This window comes from Bacillus cereus group sp. BceL062 (genome assembly GCF_051780025.1).
Classification (GTDB): domain Bacteria; phylum Bacillota; class Bacilli; order Bacillales; family Bacillaceae_G; genus Bacillus_A; species Bacillus_A toyonensis.
Genome location: NZ_JBPWGY010000008.1, coordinates 105,870 through 126,142, shown reverse-complemented (window position 1 = coordinate 126,142; position 20,273 = coordinate 105,870). Strand labels below are relative to the sequence as shown.

Sequence of the window (20,273 nt, the reverse complement as noted above, 5' to 3'; positions counted from 1 at the left end):
CTATACTGACATAAAAATATGTGTACATCATGTTTTTTACATAACAAAAAAGCCAGTTGAACTGGCTTTTACTTATTGCTGCTCTTGTTTGTTTTCTTCTTTAGCAGCTTCTTTTTCTTGCTCTTCTTTTAGCAATACTTTTCTAGATAGATTTACGCGACCTTGCTTGTCAATCTCGATAACTTTAACTGTAATTACATCACCGATTTTCACAACGTCTTCTACTTTACCTACACGCTCAAGTGCAAGTTCAGAAATGTGAACTAATCCATCTTTACCGCTGAATAATTCAACGAAAGCACCGAATTTCTCAACACGTTTCACTTTTCCTTCGTAGATTTCACCTACTTGTACTTCGCGAACGATATCTTCGATAATTTTCTTAGCTTTGTCATTCATTTCTTGATTTATTGAAGAAATAAATACTGTACCATCTTGCTCGATGTCAATTTTAACTCCAGTTTCTTCAATAATTTTATTAATTTGTTTACCGCTCGGTCCAATAACGTCACGGATTTTATCTGGGTTAATTGTCATTGTAATAATCTTTGGAGCGTAAGCTGATAATTCAGTACGTGGCTCTGCAATAACAGATAGCATATGATTTAGAATGTGCACACGACCAACTTTTGCTTGTTGTAATGCCTCTTCTAAAATTTCACGAGATAAACCATCGATTTTAATGTCCATTTGCAGTGCAGTTACACCTTGTGCTGTACCTGCTACTTTAAAGTCCATATCACCTAAATGATCTTCCATACCTTGAATATCAGATAAAATTGTGTAATGCTCACCAGATTTAACTAGACCCATTGCAATACCAGCAACTGGGGCTTTAAGTGGAACACCAGCATCCATCATTGCTAAAGTACTACCACAAATACTTGCCTGTGAAGTAGAACCATTTGATTCTAACACTTCAGATACAAGACGTACTGTATATGGGAAATCTTTTTCAGATGGAATTACAGGCTCAAGAGCACGTTCTCCTAGTGCACCGTGACCAATTTCACGACGACCTGGTCCACGCATCGGTCTTGTTTCACCAACACTAAACGATGGGAAATTGTAATGGTGCATGAATCTTTTTGATTCTTCTACACCAAGACCATCTAAAATTTGCACATCGCCTAAAGCGCCTAATGTACAAATACTTAATGCTTGTGTTTGTCCACGTGTGAATAAACCAGAACCGTGTGTACGAGATAAAATACCAACCTCTGATGCTAAAGGACGAATTTCATCACCTTTACGGCCATCTGGGCGGATTTTTTCAACTGTAATAAGACGACGTACTTCTTCTTTTACAATTTTATATAAAATCTCATTTACTTGTCCTAATGTGTCAGCGTCAGCTTCCTCAGCTTCGTAATGCTCAATTACACGCTTTTTCACTACGTTGATTGCATCTTCACGTGCATGTTTCTCATGTACTTGAATTGCAGAATGCATATCCTTCTCAGCCATCTCACGTACAGCTTGGTTAAGATCAGCATCAACTTCATATAGTTTTATTTCTAATTTCGCTTTACCTACAGCTTGTACAATCTCTTCTTGGAATGCAATTAGACGTTTAATTTCTTCATGTCCAAACATAATTGCTTCTAACATTGTTTCCTCAGGTACTTGATCTGCTCCTGCTTCAACCATGTTAATTGCGTCTTTTGTACCAGCTACAACAAGGTGAATATCACTTTGTTCTTGCTGTTCTACTGTTGGATTAATAACGAATTCGCCATTAATACGACCAACTGTTGCACCAGCGATTGGGCCTTCAAATGGAATATCTGAAATCGATAACGCTAATGAAGAACCAAGCATAGCTGCCATTTCAGAAGAACAATCTTGATCAACACTCATTACAATGCTGACAACTTGTACTTCGTTACGGAAACCATCTGCGAAAAGCGGACGAATTGGACGGTCGATTAAACGACTTGCCAAAATTGCTTTTTCACTTGGACGACCTTCACGTTTAATAAAACCGCCTGGAATTTTTCCGACTGCATATAAACGCTCTTCATAGTTTACTGTAAGTGGGAAGAAATCTACATTTTTAGCCTCTTTTGATGCAGTTGCTGTAGATAGAACCGCTGTATCGCCATATCTTACTAATACTGCCCCGTTCGCTTGTTTTGCAAGCTGACCAGTTTCAACTGTTAGCTGGCGACCAGCTAAATCTATCGAGAAGACTTGCTTTTCTTGACTCATTTAAGTACCCCTCTCAATTTAAAGTATTCAATTCTTCTATGTAAATGGATAGTATATCACAATATTCTACCTCTAGTATTGCCGAAAATTAAGTAAGCTATAAAGCGTAGAAGATATATTTTTACCTAACAAAAAAGCGGGAATATTCCCGCTTCTTTGACTATCGACGTAAGCCAAGCTTTGTGATTAATTCACGGTAACGTGTGATATCGCTATTACGAAGGTAAGTTAGTAAGTTACGACGTTTACCAACCATCTTTAATAGACCACGACGTGAATGATGATCTTTCTTGTGAGTACGTAAGTGCTCGTTTAGAGTGTTAATTTGCTCCGTTAGGACAGCAATTTGAACCTCTGGAGAACCAGTATCAGTCTCATGAGTTCTAAATTGTGCAATGATTTCATTTTTACGTTCTTGTGTTAAAGCCATCCTATTTCACCTCCTATTAATTAAACCCCCAATTACCGAGCAAGCGTCGGTGAGTCGCAATGCCAAGCAATGGTTGTCATAAAGTACATAACATAGAATACTACTTTTCATTTGAAAAAGCAAGTATATTCTTTTCACTCGCAAAATATTCTTGTGCTGTTTTCTTATCTTTTGCGATTTGTTCAACTAGCTCATCAATACCATTGAATTTCTTCTCTTCTCTTATACGCATATGCCACTCAACTGTAACACTTTGATCATATATGTCTTTGTTGAATTCAAATAAGTGTACTTCAATAGATAATTGACGCTCATTTTCTTTAAAAGTTGGTTTATATCCAATATTACATACACCATCGTACCATTCATCGTGAACTTTTAATCTCACTGCATAAACACCTACAGGTGGCAATAAATACTCATCACTTAAACCTACATTAGCGGTTGGAAAACCAATTTGTCGTCCACGTTTATCGCCATGTACAACCGTTCCTCCCACTGTATAGGCTCTACCTAAAATAGATGGAATTTGTTCCATTTCACCATTTCGAATTAACTTTCGTAATGCTGTAGAACTTACCTTCTCTTCTTGAAATTCAACTTTTTCAATCACAGTTTGTGTAAACTCCCCTCTTGCATGAAATGGTAAAGTCTCCATCTTCCCTTTTCCTAAACGTCCATATGAATAATCAAACCCTGCTACTACATGCTTTACATTTAAACCAATAATATAATCATCTACAAATTGCTGTGGCAATAAACCTGCAAACGATTCATCAAATTTAATAACATATAATATATCGATTCCTAAGTTTTCGACTATTTTTTCTTTATCACGCATCGGTGTAATATACTCCACATGCGCTTCCTTTTTCCCTAAAATAACAGATGGATGGGGATGAAATGTCATAACTGCACTTTTATATCCGCGTTCATCCGCTATTTGTTTCGCAGTTCGAATCACACACTGATGCCCTAAATGAATGCCATCAAAAAATCCTAATGCCATTACAGTAGGTGGTAATTCTAATTTATTTTGTTCATGTGGATGAGTTAAATGAATAAGTTTCACGCTTGAATTCACCTTTTTCTGTAATAATCCTTCCAATAATTCATTATAGCTTTAGTTCTTGATTATTCACAAGTACTTTCATTGGCTTTAGCATACCAGGGTGTTTTGGATGATGCTCATAAATTGCTAAGCAACGGTCATTTTTATCAAATACTGTAATGAATGGTGCTGTTATTTCTAATTCATTCTTTAAGAACATACCATTTTTTATTTTTTCTGCTTGCTTTTCATCTACAACCATTTTTGGGAATTTACTTAACGCTTCATCAATTGAAATGAAGATAGACTCTACTGTTCCATTTTGCACGTTTTCTTCAATTTCTTCAAATGATATGCAATCTTCTAGTAAAAATTCACCAGATGCCGTTCTTACAAGATGGGACATGTGTGATGGAAAACCTAGTTTTTCACCAATCATTACTGCTAGCGTTCTTACATATGTCCCTTTACTACACGTTACACGGAAACGGAATGAAATGTTTTCCCCTTCAAACATTTCACGGTCATCAAGTAATACGAATTCATGAATTGTAATGGTACGAACTGGACGTTCAACTTCTTGTCCCGCTCTTGCATATTCATATAATTTTTTTCCGTTAACTTTTACAGCTGAAAACATTGGAGGCGTTTGTTCAATCGTACCTGTTAATGCTGCGAGAACTCCTTCTACTTCCTTACGAGTAATACTACGATCGACATTTGTCGTTTCCACAACTTCACCAGAAGCATCTTCAGTTGTTGTTGAAAATCCTAATGTTACTTCACCTTCATATGTTTTTGTTTCACTCGTTAAAAACTGTGCAATCTTCGTTGCTCGTCCAACACAAATCGGTAATACCCCTGTTACATCTGGATCTAATGTTCCCGTATGACCAATTCGTTTCTCACGTAATATCTTTCTTAATTTAAATACACAATCATGTGATGTCATGCCTTTTGGCTTATGTAATAATACTACACCTTCCATATATGTTCACCTCATCATAATTCTTTCATAATAATTATCCAAACTTATTTTTCATTGAAAAAATGGATAGACAAATGTCTATCCATTATTCTTCACGTTTACCGTCTTTATTAATTTCATGTAAAAGTGTATCAATTCGATGACCATATCCGATAGACTCATCAAATTCGAAAGAAATTTCCGGTGTTTTACGAAGACGAATACGTTGGCCTATTTCTGAACGAATGAAGCCTTTTGCCTTCGCTAAACCTTTTAATGTACTTTCTTTCTGTTCATCGTCACCTAAAACAGAAATATACACTTTAGCGATTTGTAAATCTCCACTCACTTGCACATCTGTTACTGTAACAAATCCGACACGTGGATCTTTAATTTTACGACTAATAATGTCGCCTAATTCTTTTTTCATTTGCTCGCCTACACGGTTTGCACGTAATTTCATAACTCTTCACCTCATTCAGTACCATTCCAATTGTGTTATCGTACGTTCAATTTCAGGAAATGAATCAATGTACTCAAGTACACGATTCATTTCTTTTTCACAGATAACACGATTTGAGGATACGGAAACAATTGCAATTTCTGTACGTTGCCATACATCTTGATGCCCTACTTCTGAAACAGCTACGTTATAACGCTGCTTCACACGAGTGAGCACCCTTTGCAAAATTGCTCGTTTCTCTTTTAAAGAATGCACATCGTAAATCATACACTCGAATGAGAGTGAAGCGATAATCATCGCTTCACTTCTTCCATAATGTATGCTTCAATGATGTCCCCTTCTTTAAGATCATTATATCTCTCAATTGTAATACCACACTCATAGTTTTGTGCAACTTCTTTTACGTCGTCTTTGAAACGTTTTAACGTATCAAGTTGTCCTTCGAAGATTACTACGCCATCACGGATAATACGAACGCCACTATCACGTGTGATTTTACCATCTATTACGTAACAACCTGCGATTGTTCCAACTTTTGTTACTTTGAACGTTTGGCGTACTTCCGCTTGACCGATTACTTTTTCTTCGAATTCTGGATCCAGCATCCCTTGCATTGCTGATTCGATTTCTTCGATTACTTTATAGATAATACGGTGTAAACGAACATCAACGTTCTCTAATTCAGCTGTACGCTTCGCATTCACATCAGGGCGTACGTTAAATCCAATTACAATTGCATTAGATGCAGAAGCTAAAATAATATCAGATTCTGTAATCGCACCTACACCAGTGTGAATGATTTTTACTTTTACGCCTTCAACATCAATCTTACGAAGTGATGCAGCCATTGCTTCAACAGAACCTTGTACGTCTGCTTTCACAATTAAGTTAATTTCTTTTACATCGCCCTCTTGGATTTGTTGGAATAAATCTTCAAGGCTTAATTTAGATTTTTCACCACGTTGAGCAACTAACGCTTCTTGTGCACGTGATTCACCGATTTGACGAGCTTTCTTCTCATCAGCGAATGCCATGAAACGATCTCCCGCTTGTGGTACTTCATTTAAACCTGTAATTTCAACAGGAGTTGATGGACCAGCAACTTTTACTCGACGACCAATATCACTTACCATTGCACGAACACGACCGAATGATGTTCCAACAACAATTGGATCTCCAACTCGAAGTGTACCGTTTTGAACAAGTAATGTCGCGATAGTTCCTTTACCTTTATCAAGCTGCGCTTCAATTACAGTACCAGTTGCATAGCGATTTGGATTTGCTTTATATTCTTCTACTTCACTCACAAGAAGAATCATTTCTAGCAAGTTGTCAATTCCCTCGCCTTGAATTGCAGAGATTGGTACGAAAATTGTGTCTCCGCCCCATGCTTCTGGAACCAATTCATATTCTGTTAATTCTTGCATTACGCGATCAGGATTTGCCGCTGGTTTATCCATTTTATTCACAGCAACAATAATTGGTACTCCAGCTGCTTTCGCATGGCTAATTGCTTCCACTGTTTGTGGCATAACACCGTCATCAGCTGCAACAACAAGAATTGTAATATCCGTTACTTGTGCACCACGAGCACGCATCGTTGTAAATGCTGCGTGACCAGGCGTATCTAAGAATGTAATTTTCTTATCGTTTACTTCAACTTGGTATGCACCAATATGCTGAGTAATCCCACCAGCTTCGCCAGCAGTTACTTTTGAATTACGAATAGAGTCAAGTAAAGTTGTTTTACCATGGTCAACGTGTCCCATAATTGTAACAACAGCTGGACGCTCTTTTAAGTTTTCTTCATCATCTTGCTCATCGATGAATGTTTCGAATTCAGTTTCACTTACAACTACTTCTTCTTCTACTTCAATACCGTAATCAGTAGCAATTAACTCAATTGTATCTTTATCTAAGTCTTGGTTAATTGTTGCCATAATTCCTAGCATGAAGAGCTTCTTAATAATTTCAGACGGCTCTTTGCTTAATTTTTTAGCAAGCTCACCCACTGTAAGGCTTCCAGAGAAAGTAATTTTATCTGGTGTTTCTACAATTTGCGTTTGTTGTCTTCCAGCAAAGTTATCTTGACGCTTGTCTTCGTTATCTTTGCCTTTTTTCTTCTTCTTATTACTGTTCTTTTTACTGCGAACAACTTTCTCTTCTACTTCAAACTCATCTGCAACAGAAGGTTTTTCTTCTTGGTACTCATTATCTAATTTGTTTACTACTTCATCGTCTAACATTGTCATATGATTCGAAACCTCGATATTCATTTCTTTTAGTTTTGTCATAAGATCTTTACTTGAGATATTATGTTGTTTTGCATATTCATGCACTCGAATTTTACTCATACCTTCACCCCCGGTAATTTGTATCGAGCATGCTACGCAGCTTTTTCGCAAAGCCTTCATCTAACACAGCTACAACGACTCGCTCATCTCTCCCAATCGCATGCCCTAATTGTTGTCGATTTTCGACCTTTCTCATTGGTACGTTGTAATACGTCGTTTTATCCGTCATGCGTTTTGTTGTATTCACTGACGCATCTTCAGATAGCAACACAAGCTTTGCTTTGCCACTTCGTACTTCTTTTAAAACAAGTTCTTCACCCGAAATAATTTTCCGAGCCCGGTTTGCTAGTCCTAAAAACGATTTCCAATCGGACACTTATTTCGACTCCTTCTCAACAAGCTCAAGAAGCTCTTCGTATAGAGAACCGTCGATTTTCGCTTTTAGATGATGTTCCAAAACATTTTTCTTTTGAGCTTGAAGAATACTTTCTTTATCTTTTGATAAATAAGCACCTCGTCCTGATTTCTTTCCAGTTAAATCAATGGACACTTCTCCCTCTTTGGAACGAACAATGCGAACGAGCTCTCGTTTTGATTTCATTTCTTGCGTTGCAACACATTTTCGTAACGGAACTTTTCGATTGCTCATACTCATCACCTCTATTCGATTTCGTCTTCAACTGAATCGAATCCGAATGCGATTACGCTATCTTCTTCTGTTACAATACCTAGTTGTTTCGCATCAGACTCACTCTTAATATCAATTTTCCAACCTGTTAATTTAGCTGCAAGACGTGCGTTTTGTCCACGCTTACCGATAGCTAATGAAAGTTGGTGGTCTGGAACAACAACAGTTGTTGCTTTTTCTTCTTCATCTACAAGTACTTTAACAACTTGTGATGGGCTTAAAGCATTTGCAACATATTCTACTGGATCATTTGACCAGCGAACGATGTCAATCTTTTCACCTTTTAATTCATCTACAATGCGTTGTACACGTTGTCCTTTCGGTCCTACACAAGAGCCTACTGGATCAACATCAATGTTCTCTGCATGTACAGAAATTTTAGAACGATCGCCTGCTTCACGTGCCACAGAACGGATTTCAACAGTTCCATCATAAATCTCAGGAACTTCCATTTCGAATAAACGTTTTAAAAGACCAGGATGTGTACGTGATACGTAAATTTGTGGTCCCTTCGTTGTTTTTTCTACTTTCGTAATGAATACGCGAATGCGATCATGTGGTTTGTATTGTTCGTTTGGCATTTGCTCACTTACAGGTAATAAAGCTTCTACTTTCCCTAAGCTTACATAGATGAAACGAGCATCTTGACGTTGTACAATACCAACCATGATGTCTTCTTCACGGTCACTAAACTCAGAGTAAATAACACCACGCTCTGCTTCACGCACTCGTTGTGTTACAACCTGTTTTGCAGTTTGTGCTGCAATGCGACCGAAATCTTTTGGTGTTACTTCAATTTCTAGTACGTCACCATCTTGATAGTTTGGATTAATTTGTCTTGCTTCTTCAACAGAAATTTCAAGACGTGGATCAAACACATTATCAACAACGTCTTTACGTGCTAAAACTTGAATTGTTCCCACTTCTGGGTTAAAGCTCACACGAACGTTTTGTGCTTGGTTAAAATTGCGTTTATAAGCAGAGATTAATGCTGCTTCAATCGCATCAATAATAATATCTTTGCTAATTCCTTTTTCTGACTCTAATACGAGCAAGGCATCTAACAACTCAGTGCTCATGAAGATCCCCCTTCTAACTAAAACGTAACAGCAAGTCGCGCATTTGCAACTTTATCCATTGGAATTTGGATTTCTTTTTTACGTGTTTTAATTGTTAATAATAGTGTAATTGTAGTACCATCGTAGGAAAGTAGCTTTCCTTCAAACATTTTTTCACCATCAATCGGCTCATATGTTTTAATTGCCACTTGTTTTCCTACCGCTTGCTGGAAGTCTTTCTCTTTCTTTAATGGGCGTTCTGCTCCAGGAGATGATACATCCAAAAAGTAAAGATGAGGAATTGGATCCTCTTTATCTAAAGCTTCGCTTAAACGTTCACTTACCGCACCGCATTCTTCAATGTCGACTCCCTTTTCAGAATCGATGAATACGCGTAAGAACCAGTCCTGTCCTTCTTTCACATACTCTACATCTACAAGTTCAAGATTTAACTCTTCAACGATCGGCTGCGCAAATGCTTCTACAACTTCTGTGACTTTCTTATCCATAAACAGCCTCCTTCCTGCCGCCATGTACCATTTACAAGAAAAGATTCCGTCCATAAAAACGGTCTATCTTATTCTTTCTCGTTAGCTAACAAAAGCCCCTGCCGTTAAGCAGGGAATATCTGTCTTAGTATTACCAAATTTAAGAAGTAAAACTTGTAACAAAATATGTATATACGACAGAAATTTCTTACCTCTCTACATCAATAAAACGTAGATAGTAACACGAAAGAGTGGGTTTCCCCACTCTTTTTTTCACACAATATACATGACATGGTTATCTCGGTTAATAGTATACCATAGCAAATACTGATTTGCAAAGACTTTTCCTACCTGCTAGAACAGTGATAATTGGTTTTGATCAGGTAGATCACCTAAGCAACCTTGACTATCTAAATACTCAATAATCGTTTTAGAAACCTTACTGCGCTGCTGTAAATCTTCTTTTGATAAGAAATCTCCATTTTTACGAGCTTCTACGATACTTAAAGCTGCGTTTGTACCAAGACCAGGCACCGCATTAAATGGAGGAATTAATGAGTCTCCATCAATAATGAATTCTGTTGCATGCGAGCGATATAAATCAACCTTTTGGAATGAGTATCCACGCTCACACATTTCAAGTGTCATTTCTAGTACCGTTAATAAACTCTTCTCTTTCGGCGCTGCATCTAATCCTTTTTGCGCAATTTCATCAATCTTTACACGTATAGATGCTGAACCTTTTGCCATCGCCTCTACATCAAAGTCATCTGCACGAACCGTAAAGTATGCCGCATAGAATAAAAGTGCAAAATGTACTTTAAAATATGCGATACGTACAGCCATAAGTACGTAAGCTGCCGCATGGGCTTTAGGGAACATGTATTTAATCTTCTTACATGAATCAATATACCAACCTGGTACATTATTACTTTTCATGTCCTCTTCCCATTCTTCCGGTACACCTTTACCTTTACGAACCGACTCCATAATTTTGAAGGCTAATGATGGATCTAAACCTTGATAGATTAAATATACCATGATGTCATCACGACAACCGATAACTTCACTCAGCGTACATGTACCGTTATAAATTAACTCGTTTGCATTACCGAGCCATACGTCCGTACCATGTGATAGTCCAGAGATTTGGACTAACTCTGAGAATGTCGTTGGTTTTGTCTCTTCTAACATTTGTCTTACGAATTTCGTACCGAATTCCGGTATACCAAGTGTACCTGTTTTACAGTTAATTTGTTCTTCCGTTACTCCTAATGACTCCGGACCTGAGAAAATCTTCATTACTTCCGGATCATCTGTTGGGATTGTTTTCGGATCAATACCACTTAAATCTTGTAACATACGAATAACTGTCGGATCATCGTGTCCTAGTATATCAAGTTTCAATAAATTATCATGAATTGAGTGGAAATCAAAGTGTGTCGTTCTCCACTCAGCCCCTATTGAATCTGCCGGATACTGTATTGGTGAGAAATCAAAGATGTCCATGTAATCTGGCACAACGATAATACCACCTGGATGCTGTCCAGTTGTACGTTTTACACCGGTACACCCTGCTACTAAGCGGTCAATTTCTGCATTTCGTATCGTTAAATTATGATCATTTGCATAACCTTTTACATATCCATAAGCCGTTTTTTCTGCAACTGTACCAATCGTTCCTGCACGATATACATAATCTTCACCGAACAGTATTTTCGTATAGTTATGGGCACGTGGTTGGTATTCGCCGGAGAAGTTCAAATCGATATCGGGTACCTTATCTCCTTTAAATCCAAGGAACGTTTCGAACGGAATATCATGTCCATCTTTTACATATGAAACATTACATGTTGGACATTCTTTATCTGGTAAATCAAAACCAGAACCTACCGAGCCGTCATTAAAGAATTCTGATTGCTTACACTTCGGACATACATAATGTGGTGGTAATGGATTTACTTCTGTAATTTCCATCATCGTTGCAACGAATGATGAACCTACAGATCCACGCGAACCTACTAAATATCCGTCTACTAACGATTTTTTCACCAGCTTATGTGAAATTAAATAAATTACAGCAAATCCATGTCCGATAATACTTTTTAATTCTTTTTCCAATCGGGCTTCTACGATTTCTGGTAGCTCTTCCCCATAAATGCTACGCGCCATTTTATAACTCATATCACGCGTTTCATCATCAGCACCTTCAATTTTCGGTGTGTATAAATCATCTTTTACTGGATGAACATCACCAATTAATGACGCAACCTTTTGTGTATTCGTTACTACAATTTCTTTCGCTTTGTCTTCACCTAAAAATGAAAAACACTCTAACATCTCATCTGTTGTACGGAAATGTACCGGCGGTAATGAATGTCGATTTAACGGATTTGCTCCGCCCTGCGAACTCACTAAAATTTTACGATACATAGCATCCTCTTGATCTAAATAATGCACGTTCCCTGTAGCGACAACCGGTTTATCTAACGTCTCACCTAGTTTTACTAAGTTAGAAATAATTGTTTTTAATTGTCCTTCATCTCGAACAAGTTCACGTTCTACTAAATGACGTAACACCTCTGGAGGCATTACTTCAATGTAATCATAGAATTGCGCAATTTCTTCTACTTCTTCAGGTGCTTTTTGCATCATTGCCTCAAACACTTCACCTTTATCACAAGCCGTTCCTACTAAAATTCCTTCACGATATTTTTTTAATAGTGACCTTGGTACACGTGGCACACGGTAAAAATAATTCAGGTGAGAATATGAAACAAGTTTATATAAATTTTTCAATCCAACATCTGATGTAGCAAGTAATGTCATATGACTTGGACGCCCACGTTTATACGCATCCCCTTGTCCCATACTATCATTTAATTGATCATGATATTCAAATCCCTTTTCAATTACATCTTTTAGCATTTTCACAAGTAAGTATCCCGTTGCTTCAGTATCATAAATCGCACGGTGATGTTGCGTTAATTCAATATCAAGCTTTTTACACATCGTATTTAATCGATGGTTTTTCATTTCCGGGAATAAGAACCGCGCAAGTTCTAACGTATCAATAACAGGGTTATTCGTTTTTGCTAGCCCTGCCTTTTTAAAACCTACGTTAATAAAGCCCATATCAAAGCTTGCGTTATGAGCAACAAGTGTATGGTCACCCATCCATTCCTCAAACTTTTTAAACACTTCGTCCACTTCTGGTGCATCAGTTAACATATCATCTGTAATACCTGTTAATTCAATAATCGTCGCAGATAATGGTTGATGCGGATTTGCGAAAGATTCAAAACGATCAATGATTTCGCCACCTTTTATCTTTACGGCAGCTAACTCAATGACTGTATCGTATACAGCTGATAAACCTGTCGTCTCAACGTCGAAAACAACATACGTTTCCTCTGCAAGTAAACGATGCGCTTCGTTATATGCGATCGGTACACCATCATTAACTAAATTTGCCTCTACACCGTATATAACTTTAACCCCAGCCTTTTTACCCGCAGAGTATGCTTCTGGGAAAGACTGAGCAACAGCATGGTCTGTAACTGCAATAGCCTCATGTCCCCATTTACCAGCTTGAGCAACAAGCCTAGAGACAGGCGTAACAGCGTCCATTTGACTCATTGGGGTATGAAGGTGAAGCTCTACACGTTTTTCACCTTCTGGCGCCTTATCTTTACGAGATGGTCCTGTTATTTCATTAATATCGTTTGCAATCATTACTAAATCTCGAACAAATGTATCATTTTGAACAGAACCACGTGCTTTCACCCACATTCCTTTTCTCAAGGATTGCAGCATTGGAATATCTTCTTTGTCACGCGAAAACATTTTGATCATAATAGAATCCGTATAGTCCGTTATTTTTAAAGTTAATAACGTACGCCCACTACGAAGCTCTTTTGTTTCTACATGGAATACATACCCTTGAACCGTTTTTCTTCGTTCTTCATCTTGAATTTCTCGCATCGGTGTAATCTCTTCATCTGGCTTAATAAGATATCCGAGTACAACCGGTCCTTCATGCACAACGCTACTTTCTTCAGCTTGCTTCTTCGCCATTTCTTCCATAGCTTGTATTACACGCTCACGGTCTTCTTGCTGAGTTTGCTCACGAAACTTTTGCATTTCTTCTGCATTTTGCTTTATATGTGTGTCTAACTGAAAACGTGGGAATCCAAAAGCTTCGTATTGATCACCTACTGGTTTCGTAACATTTTTCTTTAAAGCAGTAGATTCTAACTCGTTATTCACATTTATTAACAACTTCACTCCATTTACCTGAGGTAGTTGCTTCTTTAAGTAAGCAAACATAGGTGAAAATGTAATTCGCTCCATACAAAGCGGCCAATATGCCTTCACTTCTTCTTCTGTAAATTGTTTATTCTCTGCTTGTAATGCAAATGTTGTTCTTGCAATATGAGAAAATGATTGCTTAAGCTTCACTTCTAGCAATTCATATAATTCTGTCGGCAAAATACGTGGCACTTGTAAGTCAAAATGCCAACCTTTATTCGCTTTATCAATAACTAGCTTTTCAATACCACCGCCCTGTAAATATTGATTTATAAGGTCTTCTGGTATTTGCAACTGCTGGAGCAAAATTTGAAATCGCTCTTGTTGTTCATTTGTTAATGACATAAGCACTCTCCTTCCATTTGCTATTATAAATTGAAACGTACTACAAAGAAAGATGTCTCCCTTCTTCTTTTACAAAATACGTTTACAAAGAAAGAGAAGGTACCTCATTACGAGGTACCTCTTCTTATTTTAAAATATTAGCAATATATGTTTGAAGTTCTTCTACTTTCACTTCTTCAGACTCGCCTGTAGCACGTACTTTCACTTCTACAATACCTTCATCTGCTTTTTTACCAACCGTAACGCGAACTGGAAGGCCAAATAAATCTGCATCTGCAAATTTAACACCTGCACGTTCTGCACGATCATCTAGTAATACTTCATATCCTTGCTCTTGTAATGAGTTGTAAATATTTTCACCCATTTCACGTTGTGCATCAGATTTCATATTTACTGGAATTACATGCACATGGAACGGTGCTACAGCTTTTGGCCAAACTAAGCCGTTCTCATCATTAAACTGCTCTGCAATTGCTGCCACTGTACGAGATACACCGATACCGTAACAACCCATAATAAGTGCTTGTGTTTTCCCGTTTTCATCTAGGAATGTTGCGTTCATCGCTTCACTATAGCGAGTTCCTAATTTAAATACATGACCAACTTCAATTCCGCGTGCGAAAAGAATTGTTCCGTTTCCATCTGGAGATTGGTCTCCTTCTTGGATGAAGCGTAAATCTGTATATTGACTTACTTTAAAGTCACGTTCTGGATTTACATTTACATAATGGAACCCTTCTTCATTCGCTCCTGAACATCCGTTTACAATTGATGCTACAGCATGGTCAGCAATAATTTCGATATCACCTGTTACACCAATCGGTCCTAATGAACCAACTTCACAATTTAATAATTCTTTTACTTCTTCATGAGAAGCAAGCTCAACAACTGAAGCGCCGTATACATTTTTCACTTTCACATCGTTTACTTCATGATCACCACGAACAAGTACAACTACTAATTTCTCGTCTACTTTAAATACCATAGACTTAATACACTGTTCTGCTTCAATGTTTAAGAATGCAGATACTTCTTCAATTGCTTTTTGATCTGGCGTTGCTACTTTTTCAAGTGCCTTTTCTGCTTCGTCACTCTTCGTATACGAAGCTACAACAGGAGCCATTTCGATGTTCGCTGCATAATTGGATGTATCCGAGTATGCAATAGTATCTTCACCAACATCAGATAATACCATAAATTCATGTGTATCTTTTCCGCCCATTGCTCCAGAGTCAGCAATAACCGCACGGAAATTTAAGCCACAACGAGCAAAAATGTTAGAGTATGCTTTATATAAGCGATCATACACTTCATCTAAGCTCTCCTGCGTAGCGTGGAAAGAATAGGCATCTTTCATTAGAAACTCTCTTCCACGTAATAAACCGAAACGAGGTCTTTGTTCGTCACGGAACTTTGTTTGAATTTGGTATAGCGTTAACGGTAATTTTTTATATGATTTTACTTCATCACGTACAAGATCAGTAATTACTTCTTCATGTGTCGCCCCTAAAGCAAATTCACGAGCGTTACGATCTTTCATACGCATTAATTCAGATCCGTAAGAATACCAACGGCCTGATTCTTGCCATAATTCTGCAGCTTGCATCGCTGGCATTAATAATTCTACAGCTCCTGCGCGTTCCATTTCTTCTCGAACGATACGTTCTACTTTGTGTAGTACTTTTAAACCAAATGGTAGAAAACTATAAATACCAGAAGCATTTTGACGCATAAAACCTGCGCGAAGTAATAATTGATGACTCTTAATTTCAGCATCAGCTGGAACTTCACGTAATGTAGGACTGAATACCATACTTTGTTTCATTTATTCGCACCTCTTCATTTTACTCTTACACGCAGTAAAACCCCTCACCTCGAGTTAGGTGAGGGATTTTATTCTACGATCTCTATTTCATTATAAGTTTCACTTTATTTTACAAGAAAAACTTACGAATGTCATTCCATGTTACAACTAACATTAGTAACATTAATAATGCAAAACCAATAAAGTGGACCATTCCTTCTTTTTGACGGTCAATCGGTTTTCCTCGTAACGCTTCGATTAAGAAGAAGAATAAACGTCCACCGTCTAAAGCAGGGACTGGTAATAGATTAAATAAACCAAGGTTTATACTTAAAACTGCCGCTAAACTTAGCACACGCGTAAATCCATAATCTACGACTTGATCTGTTAGATTATAAATTCCTACTGGACCTGACAACTCATTAATAGAAAATTGACCAGTTACTAATTTCACAAGAGACTCAAAAATTAGTTTCGTCCATTCGTACGTTTGTTCAAATCCTGATTTAATCGAACCCATCACTGTTTTCTCTACAGGAGAGTAAACACCAATTCTACCAACTTCTTCTTTACCTTCTTTATCGAGTGTTGGAGTTACTTTTACATTAAGCTGTTCATTATCACGCTTTACTTGTAACGTAATTTCTTTATTCGGGTTTTCACGTACAATGGCAACAACATCTTTCCATGTACTTGTACTTTTCCCATCAATTTCTTGAATTGTATCGTTTTCTTTTAATCCAGCTTGCTGCGCTGCACTATTTTCCATTATTTTTCCGACCATTGGTTTGTCAATGGGAACCCCTTGTACAAATCCAAGAATCACAAAAATAACAAATGCTAAAATGAAGTTCATTGCAGGACCCGCAAAGATTGTTAAAGCACGTTGACCCAATTTTTTAGAGCCAAATTGCCTGTTATACGGAGCAATTTGAATTTCTTCTCCAGCAGTAATGATACGAGCCTTTTCATTCACTCGGAATGTTTGAAGCTCTTCCTCATACTCTTCATAGCCTGAAATCGTTAGATTATGCTCTAAATCGGCTTGTTCGACTTCAATAACACGAACATTTGGATACTTTTCATATCCATCAAAAACTAATTTCACAGCTTCGTCTTTTTCATTTAGCACAAGGCCAACCTTTTTCCCTGGCTTTAACTCAACTGTGTCCGCATCCTCGCCAGCCATTCTTACATAGCCACCAAGGGGCAGTAATCGAATCGTATACACCGTTTCATTCTTTTCAAATGAGAATATTTTCGGACCAAAACCAATCGCAAACTCGCGGCATAAAATGCCTGCTCTTTTCGCGAAATATAGATGCCCTAGCTCATGGAAAAATACGAGTGCACCGAAAATTAATATAAAGGCAATCGCTGTATTCAATTCCATAACCACCTTTGCTAAATTTGTTCCATCACAAACCGTCTTGTGGCTGCATCAATTTCCAGAATTTCCTCTAAGCTCGGACGTGCAATGACATTGTGATGGTTCATTGCTTTTTCAATGAGGTCTTCCACTGTTAAGAAACCAATTCTCTTTTGTAAAAAAGCTTCAACAGCTACTTCATTTGCAGCGTTCATTACAGCTGGCATACTTCCACCTGTTTTCCCAGCCTCATACGCAAAACGTAGACAACGGAAACGTTCTTGGTTCATTTTTTCAAAATGCAATGTTCCCATTTCCCATAAGTTTAACTGTTTTGTATCTGAAAGAGGTAATCTATCAGGATATGTAAGCGCGTATTGAATTGGTACTCGCATATCAGGTGAGCCAAGCTGCGCCATTACACTACGATCTTCAAATTCAACCATAGAATGAATAATACTTTCTTTATGTAAAACAACATCAATTTGCTCATAAGGGATACCAAAAAGCCAATGTGCTTCAATTACTTCTAGTCCCTTATTCATCATTGTAGCAGAATCAATTGTAATTTTCGAACCCATTGACCAGTTTGGATGTCGAAGCGCATCTTCTACGGTCACATGATGCAATTCATCTCTCGTTTTATCACGGAAACTTCCACCAGAAGCCGTTATAATGAGTCGAGAAATTCTTTTTTCATTTTCACCATTCAAGCATTGAAAAATAGCTGAATGTTCACTATCTACCGGAAGTAACGAAACATTATGTTTTCGCGCCGCTTCCATTACTAGATGCCCTGCAGTTACTAACGTTTCTTTATTTGCAATTCCAATTGTTTTTTTCGCCTCAATTGCACGAAGTGTTGGTAACAACCCTACGCTACCTACAACGGCATTTACTAAAATCTCCGCATCTGGATGTAATGCTACTTCTAAAAGACCTTCACTACCATACACAACTTTTGTATTACCAGAAACAGCTTGTAATTTTATAACATCTTCTGCTCTTTGCACAGAAACGATTTGCGGAGAAAATTCTTGAATTACTTTTACTGCGTAGTCAATATTTTTCCCTACAGAAAAAGCAACGAGACGGAATTGGTCTGGGTGCGAGCGTAACACATCTAAAGTTTGTGTACCAATTGATCCGCTTGCACCTAATAAACTAATGTTTTTCATGACTCCAACCCCTCGTTCATTTATTAATTGTATTGCAATAAGAAGTAGAGAATTGGTAACACAAATAACCAACTATCTGTTCGATCTAATATACCACCATGTCCAGGTAAAATTGTACCTGAATCTTTTACGCCATAATGACGTTTAAATGCAGATTGTACTAAATCACCAATTTGTCCAAAAATAGAAATGATAATTGTCAGCACAATTAAAATTACTACATTCGATTCAACTGGGAAGAACACGTTGTATACAAGTGCCACAATAATTCCACAAACGATGCCACCTACTGAACCTTCAATCGTTTTATTTGGACTAATTTCTGGCCATAATTTTCTTTTTCCTAATGCTTTTCCTACGAAATATGCACCTGAATCAGTAGCCCATATAACAAATAATGCGCAAAACACATATTTAATTCCTAATATTCTCGTTTCATTCAGATATAAGAATCCCATTGCAACATATGTTGTTGCCATAAGTAAAAATGAAGCATTATCAAAAGTAAATGTATTCTTAGAAAGGACTGTATATGATAAAAGTAATAAAACAATCACAAACGTAATTTCTAATTTACCTAATCCAATCCACCTAAATAGTTCTGATGCACTACTTGGAACTAAAATAGTCCATAATAATACCGCAGCTAAAACTGTTGGTACTGAAATAAGCGTAAGCTTATTCATTCGAATTAACTCATATAAACCTATAGAAGCAAGTGCATACACTAAAACCGTAAAAGGCACGCCACCGTAAATTACGATGGGAATGAATAGCGCGGCAGCAACCACTCCAGTAATAATTCTCTGTTTCACTACCAAACCCTCTCTTTCTACACGCCTCCGAATCTGCGCCCTCTATGTTGAAAGTCTGTAATCGCACTTAGCAAATGTTCTTCCGTAAAGTCTGGCCAATACACATCCGTAAACCAAAATTCCGAATATGCAATTTGCCATAACATGAAATTACTAATACGTAGCTCTCCGCTTGTACGAATTAACAACTCTGGATCAGGTAAAGAACCCGTCATTAAGTAGGAAGAAATCATTTCTTCACTTATCTCTTCAGCACGAATTTTTCCTTCCTCACTATCTTTCATCATATGTTGCACAGCAGAAACGATTTCATCTCGACTTCCATAGTTTAACGCGAAATTGAGAATTAATCCCGTATTCTCTTGCGTATCTTCCATGGCTTTTTCCATCGCTCTGCGTGTATGCGTAGGAAGACGATCTTTTTGCCCTATTACTCGGACTTGTACGTTTTCTTCAATCAATTCTGGTAAAAATGTACCTAGAAATTCTTCTGGAAGCCTCATTAAATAGTCAACTTCCTTTTTCGGTCTTTTCCAGTTCTCAGTTGAAAAAGCATAAAGAGTTAACACTTTCACATTAAGCTTACTTGCAAATTTTGTGATTTTCTTTACAACTTGCATACCTTCATGATGTCCCGCAATACGAGGCATAGCTCTCCTCTTTGCCCATCTTCCATTACCATCCATAATGATGGCAATATGTTCTGGTATATACCCTTTTTTCACTTCTTCAACGAGATGATCAAACGATGCGTCCTTTTTACTTTTAAAAAAAGGAAAGTTTTTAAACATCATTCATACC

At 37.5% G+C, this 20,273-nt stretch carries 17 protein-coding genes; all 17 read right to left on the bottom strand.

Annotated features, from left to right (window positions below; genetic code table 11):
• Positions 1 to 72: 72 nt before the first annotated feature.
• Entirely contained in the window at positions 73 to 2,211 is a 2,139-nt protein-coding gene (gene pnp / locus ACS2MN_RS19280; RefSeq protein ID WP_000076756.1) for a polyribonucleotide nucleotidyltransferase, read from the bottom strand.
• Positions 2,212 to 2,371: 160 nt separating this feature from the next.
• Positions 2,372 to 2,641, bottom strand: coding sequence for a 30S ribosomal protein S15 (gene rpsO, locus ACS2MN_RS19275; protein ID WP_001229392.1), 270 nt, complete (start codon positions 2,639 to 2,641; stop codon positions 2,372 to 2,374).
• A 100-nt stretch (positions 2,642 to 2,741) separates the two neighbouring features.
• On the bottom strand, positions 2,742 to 3,713 hold the full coding sequence (gene ribF, locus ACS2MN_RS19270; RefSeq protein WP_000766713.1) for a bifunctional riboflavin kinase/FAD synthetase: 972 nt from the start codon (positions 3,711 to 3,713) through the stop codon (positions 2,742 to 2,744).
• Positions 3,714 to 3,756: 43 nt separating this feature from the next.
• Entirely contained in the window at positions 3,757 to 4,680 is a 924-nt protein-coding gene (gene truB, locus ACS2MN_RS19265; RefSeq protein WP_000399360.1) for a tRNA pseudouridine(55) synthase TruB, read from the bottom strand.
• Between the two features lie 85 nt (positions 4,681 to 4,765).
• Entirely contained in the window at positions 4,766 to 5,122 is a 357-nt protein-coding gene (gene rbfA / locus ACS2MN_RS19260; protein ID WP_000776439.1) for a 30S ribosome-binding factor RbfA, read from the bottom strand.
• Positions 5,123 to 5,137: 15 nt separating this feature from the next.
• Positions 5,138 to 5,419 (bottom strand): DUF503 domain-containing protein, encoded by a 282-nt coding sequence (locus ACS2MN_RS19255; RefSeq protein WP_000582364.1) that lies wholly within the window; start codon positions 5,417 to 5,419, stop codon positions 5,138 to 5,140.
• Complete coding sequence (gene infB / locus ACS2MN_RS19250) at positions 5,416 to 7,476, bottom strand: translation initiation factor IF-2 (protein WP_000036352.1); 2,061 nt, start codon at positions 7,474 to 7,476, stop codon at positions 5,416 to 5,418. The genes ACS2MN_RS19255 and infB overlap by 4 nt, the downstream gene beginning before the upstream one ends.
• Before the next feature lie 4 nt (positions 7,477 to 7,480).
• Positions 7,481 to 7,792, bottom strand: a complete 312-nt coding sequence (locus tag ACS2MN_RS19245) for a YlxQ family RNA-binding protein (RefSeq protein ID WP_001286525.1) — start codon at positions 7,790 to 7,792, stop codon at positions 7,481 to 7,483.
• Positions 7,793 to 8,065 carry an RNase P modulator RnpM gene (gene rnpM, locus ACS2MN_RS19240; RefSeq protein ID WP_000071127.1) on the bottom strand — a complete coding sequence of 91 codons (273 nt, stop codon included), beginning with the start codon at positions 8,063 to 8,065 and terminating at the stop codon, positions 7,793 to 7,795. It abuts the gene before it with no gap.
• A gap of 11 nt (positions 8,066 to 8,076) precedes the next feature.
• The gene (gene nusA, locus ACS2MN_RS19235) at positions 8,077 to 9,183 is read right to left on the bottom strand and encodes a transcription termination factor NusA (RefSeq protein ID WP_000102596.1); all 1,107 of its coding nucleotides are present in this window, start codon (positions 9,181 to 9,183) and stop codon (positions 8,077 to 8,079) included.
• A 17-nt stretch (positions 9,184 to 9,200) separates the two neighbouring features.
• The gene (gene rimP / locus ACS2MN_RS19230) at positions 9,201 to 9,671 is read right to left on the bottom strand and encodes a ribosome maturation factor RimP (protein ID WP_000359095.1); all 471 of its coding nucleotides are present in this window, start codon (positions 9,669 to 9,671) and stop codon (positions 9,201 to 9,203) included.
• A gap of 333 nt (positions 9,672 to 10,004) precedes the next feature.
• Positions 10,005 to 14,306 carry a PolC-type DNA polymerase III gene (locus ACS2MN_RS19225; RefSeq protein ID WP_087969808.1) on the bottom strand — a complete coding sequence of 1,434 codons (4,302 nt, stop codon included), beginning with the start codon at positions 14,304 to 14,306 and terminating at the stop codon, positions 10,005 to 10,007.
• A 124-nt stretch (positions 14,307 to 14,430) separates the two neighbouring features.
• The gene (locus tag ACS2MN_RS19220) at positions 14,431 to 16,131 is read right to left on the bottom strand and encodes a proline--tRNA ligase (RefSeq protein WP_000814320.1); all 1,701 of its coding nucleotides are present in this window, start codon (positions 16,129 to 16,131) and stop codon (positions 14,431 to 14,433) included.
• A gap of 109 nt (positions 16,132 to 16,240) precedes the next feature.
• The gene (rseP, locus tag ACS2MN_RS19215) at positions 16,241 to 17,497 is read right to left on the bottom strand and encodes an RIP metalloprotease RseP (RefSeq protein WP_346994738.1); all 1,257 of its coding nucleotides are present in this window, start codon (positions 17,495 to 17,497) and stop codon (positions 16,241 to 16,243) included.
• A gap of 17 nt (positions 17,498 to 17,514) precedes the next feature.
• The gene (gene dxr, locus ACS2MN_RS19210; RefSeq protein ID WP_000790354.1) at positions 17,515 to 18,657 is read right to left on the bottom strand and encodes a 1-deoxy-D-xylulose-5-phosphate reductoisomerase; all 1,143 of its coding nucleotides are present in this window, start codon (positions 18,655 to 18,657) and stop codon (positions 17,515 to 17,517) included.
• 23 nt (positions 18,658 to 18,680) lie between these two features.
• A complete protein-coding gene (gene cdsA / locus ACS2MN_RS19205) occupies positions 18,681 to 19,472 on the bottom strand; it encodes a phosphatidate cytidylyltransferase (protein WP_000813595.1) in 792 nt (263 codons plus the stop codon).
• A gap of 17 nt (positions 19,473 to 19,489) precedes the next feature.
• Complete coding sequence (gene uppS / locus ACS2MN_RS19200; protein ID WP_000971308.1) at positions 19,490 to 20,266, bottom strand: isoprenyl transferase; 777 nt, start codon at positions 20,264 to 20,266, stop codon at positions 19,490 to 19,492.
• Between the last annotated feature and the right edge of the window lie 7 nt (positions 20,267 to 20,273).

Excerpts from the sequence above, each read along its gene's own strand:
- rbfA (WP_000776439.1), bottom strand. The coding sequence starts at position 5,122 with ATGAAATTACGTGCAAACCGTGTAGGCGAGCAAATGAAAAAAGAATTA.
- infB (WP_000036352.1), bottom strand. The coding sequence starts at position 7,476 with ATGAGTAAAATTCGAGTGCATGAATATGCAAAACAACATAATATCTCA.
- pnp (WP_000076756.1), bottom strand. The coding sequence starts at position 2,211 with ATGAGTCAAGAAAAGCAAGTCTTCTCGATAGATTTAGCTGGTCGCCAG.
- ACS2MN_RS19220 (WP_000814320.1), bottom strand. The coding sequence starts at position 16,131 with ATGAAACAAAGTATGGTATTCAGTCCTACATTACGTGAAGTTCCAGCT.
- rimP (WP_000359095.1), bottom strand. The coding sequence starts at position 9,671 with ATGGATAAGAAAGTCACAGAAGTTGTAGAAGCATTTGCGCAGCCGATC.
- ACS2MN_RS19255 (WP_000582364.1), bottom strand. The coding sequence starts at position 5,419 with ATGATTATCGCTTCACTCTCATTCGAGTGTATGATTTACGATGTGCAT.
- dxr (WP_000790354.1), bottom strand. The coding sequence starts at position 18,657 with ATGAAAAACATTAGTTTATTAGGTGCAAGCGGATCAATTGGTACACAA.
- truB (WP_000399360.1), bottom strand. The coding sequence starts at position 4,680 with ATGGAAGGTGTAGTATTATTACATAAGCCAAAAGGCATGACATCACAT.
- rnpM (WP_000071127.1), bottom strand. The coding sequence starts at position 8,065 with ATGAGCAATCGAAAAGTTCCGTTACGAAAATGTGTTGCAACGCAAGAA.
- uppS (WP_000971308.1), bottom strand. The coding sequence starts at position 20,266 with ATGATGTTTAAAAACTTTCCTTTTTTTAAAAGTAAAAAGGACGCATCG.
- ACS2MN_RS19225 (WP_087969808.1), bottom strand. The coding sequence starts at position 14,306 with ATGTCATTAACAAATGAACAACAAGAGCGATTTCAAATTTTGCTCCAG.
- rpsO (WP_001229392.1), bottom strand. The coding sequence starts at position 2,641 with ATGGCTTTAACACAAGAACGTAAAAATGAAATCATTGCACAATTTAGA.
- nusA (WP_000102596.1), bottom strand. The coding sequence starts at position 9,183 with ATGAGCACTGAGTTGTTAGATGCCTTGCTCGTATTAGAGTCAGAAAAA.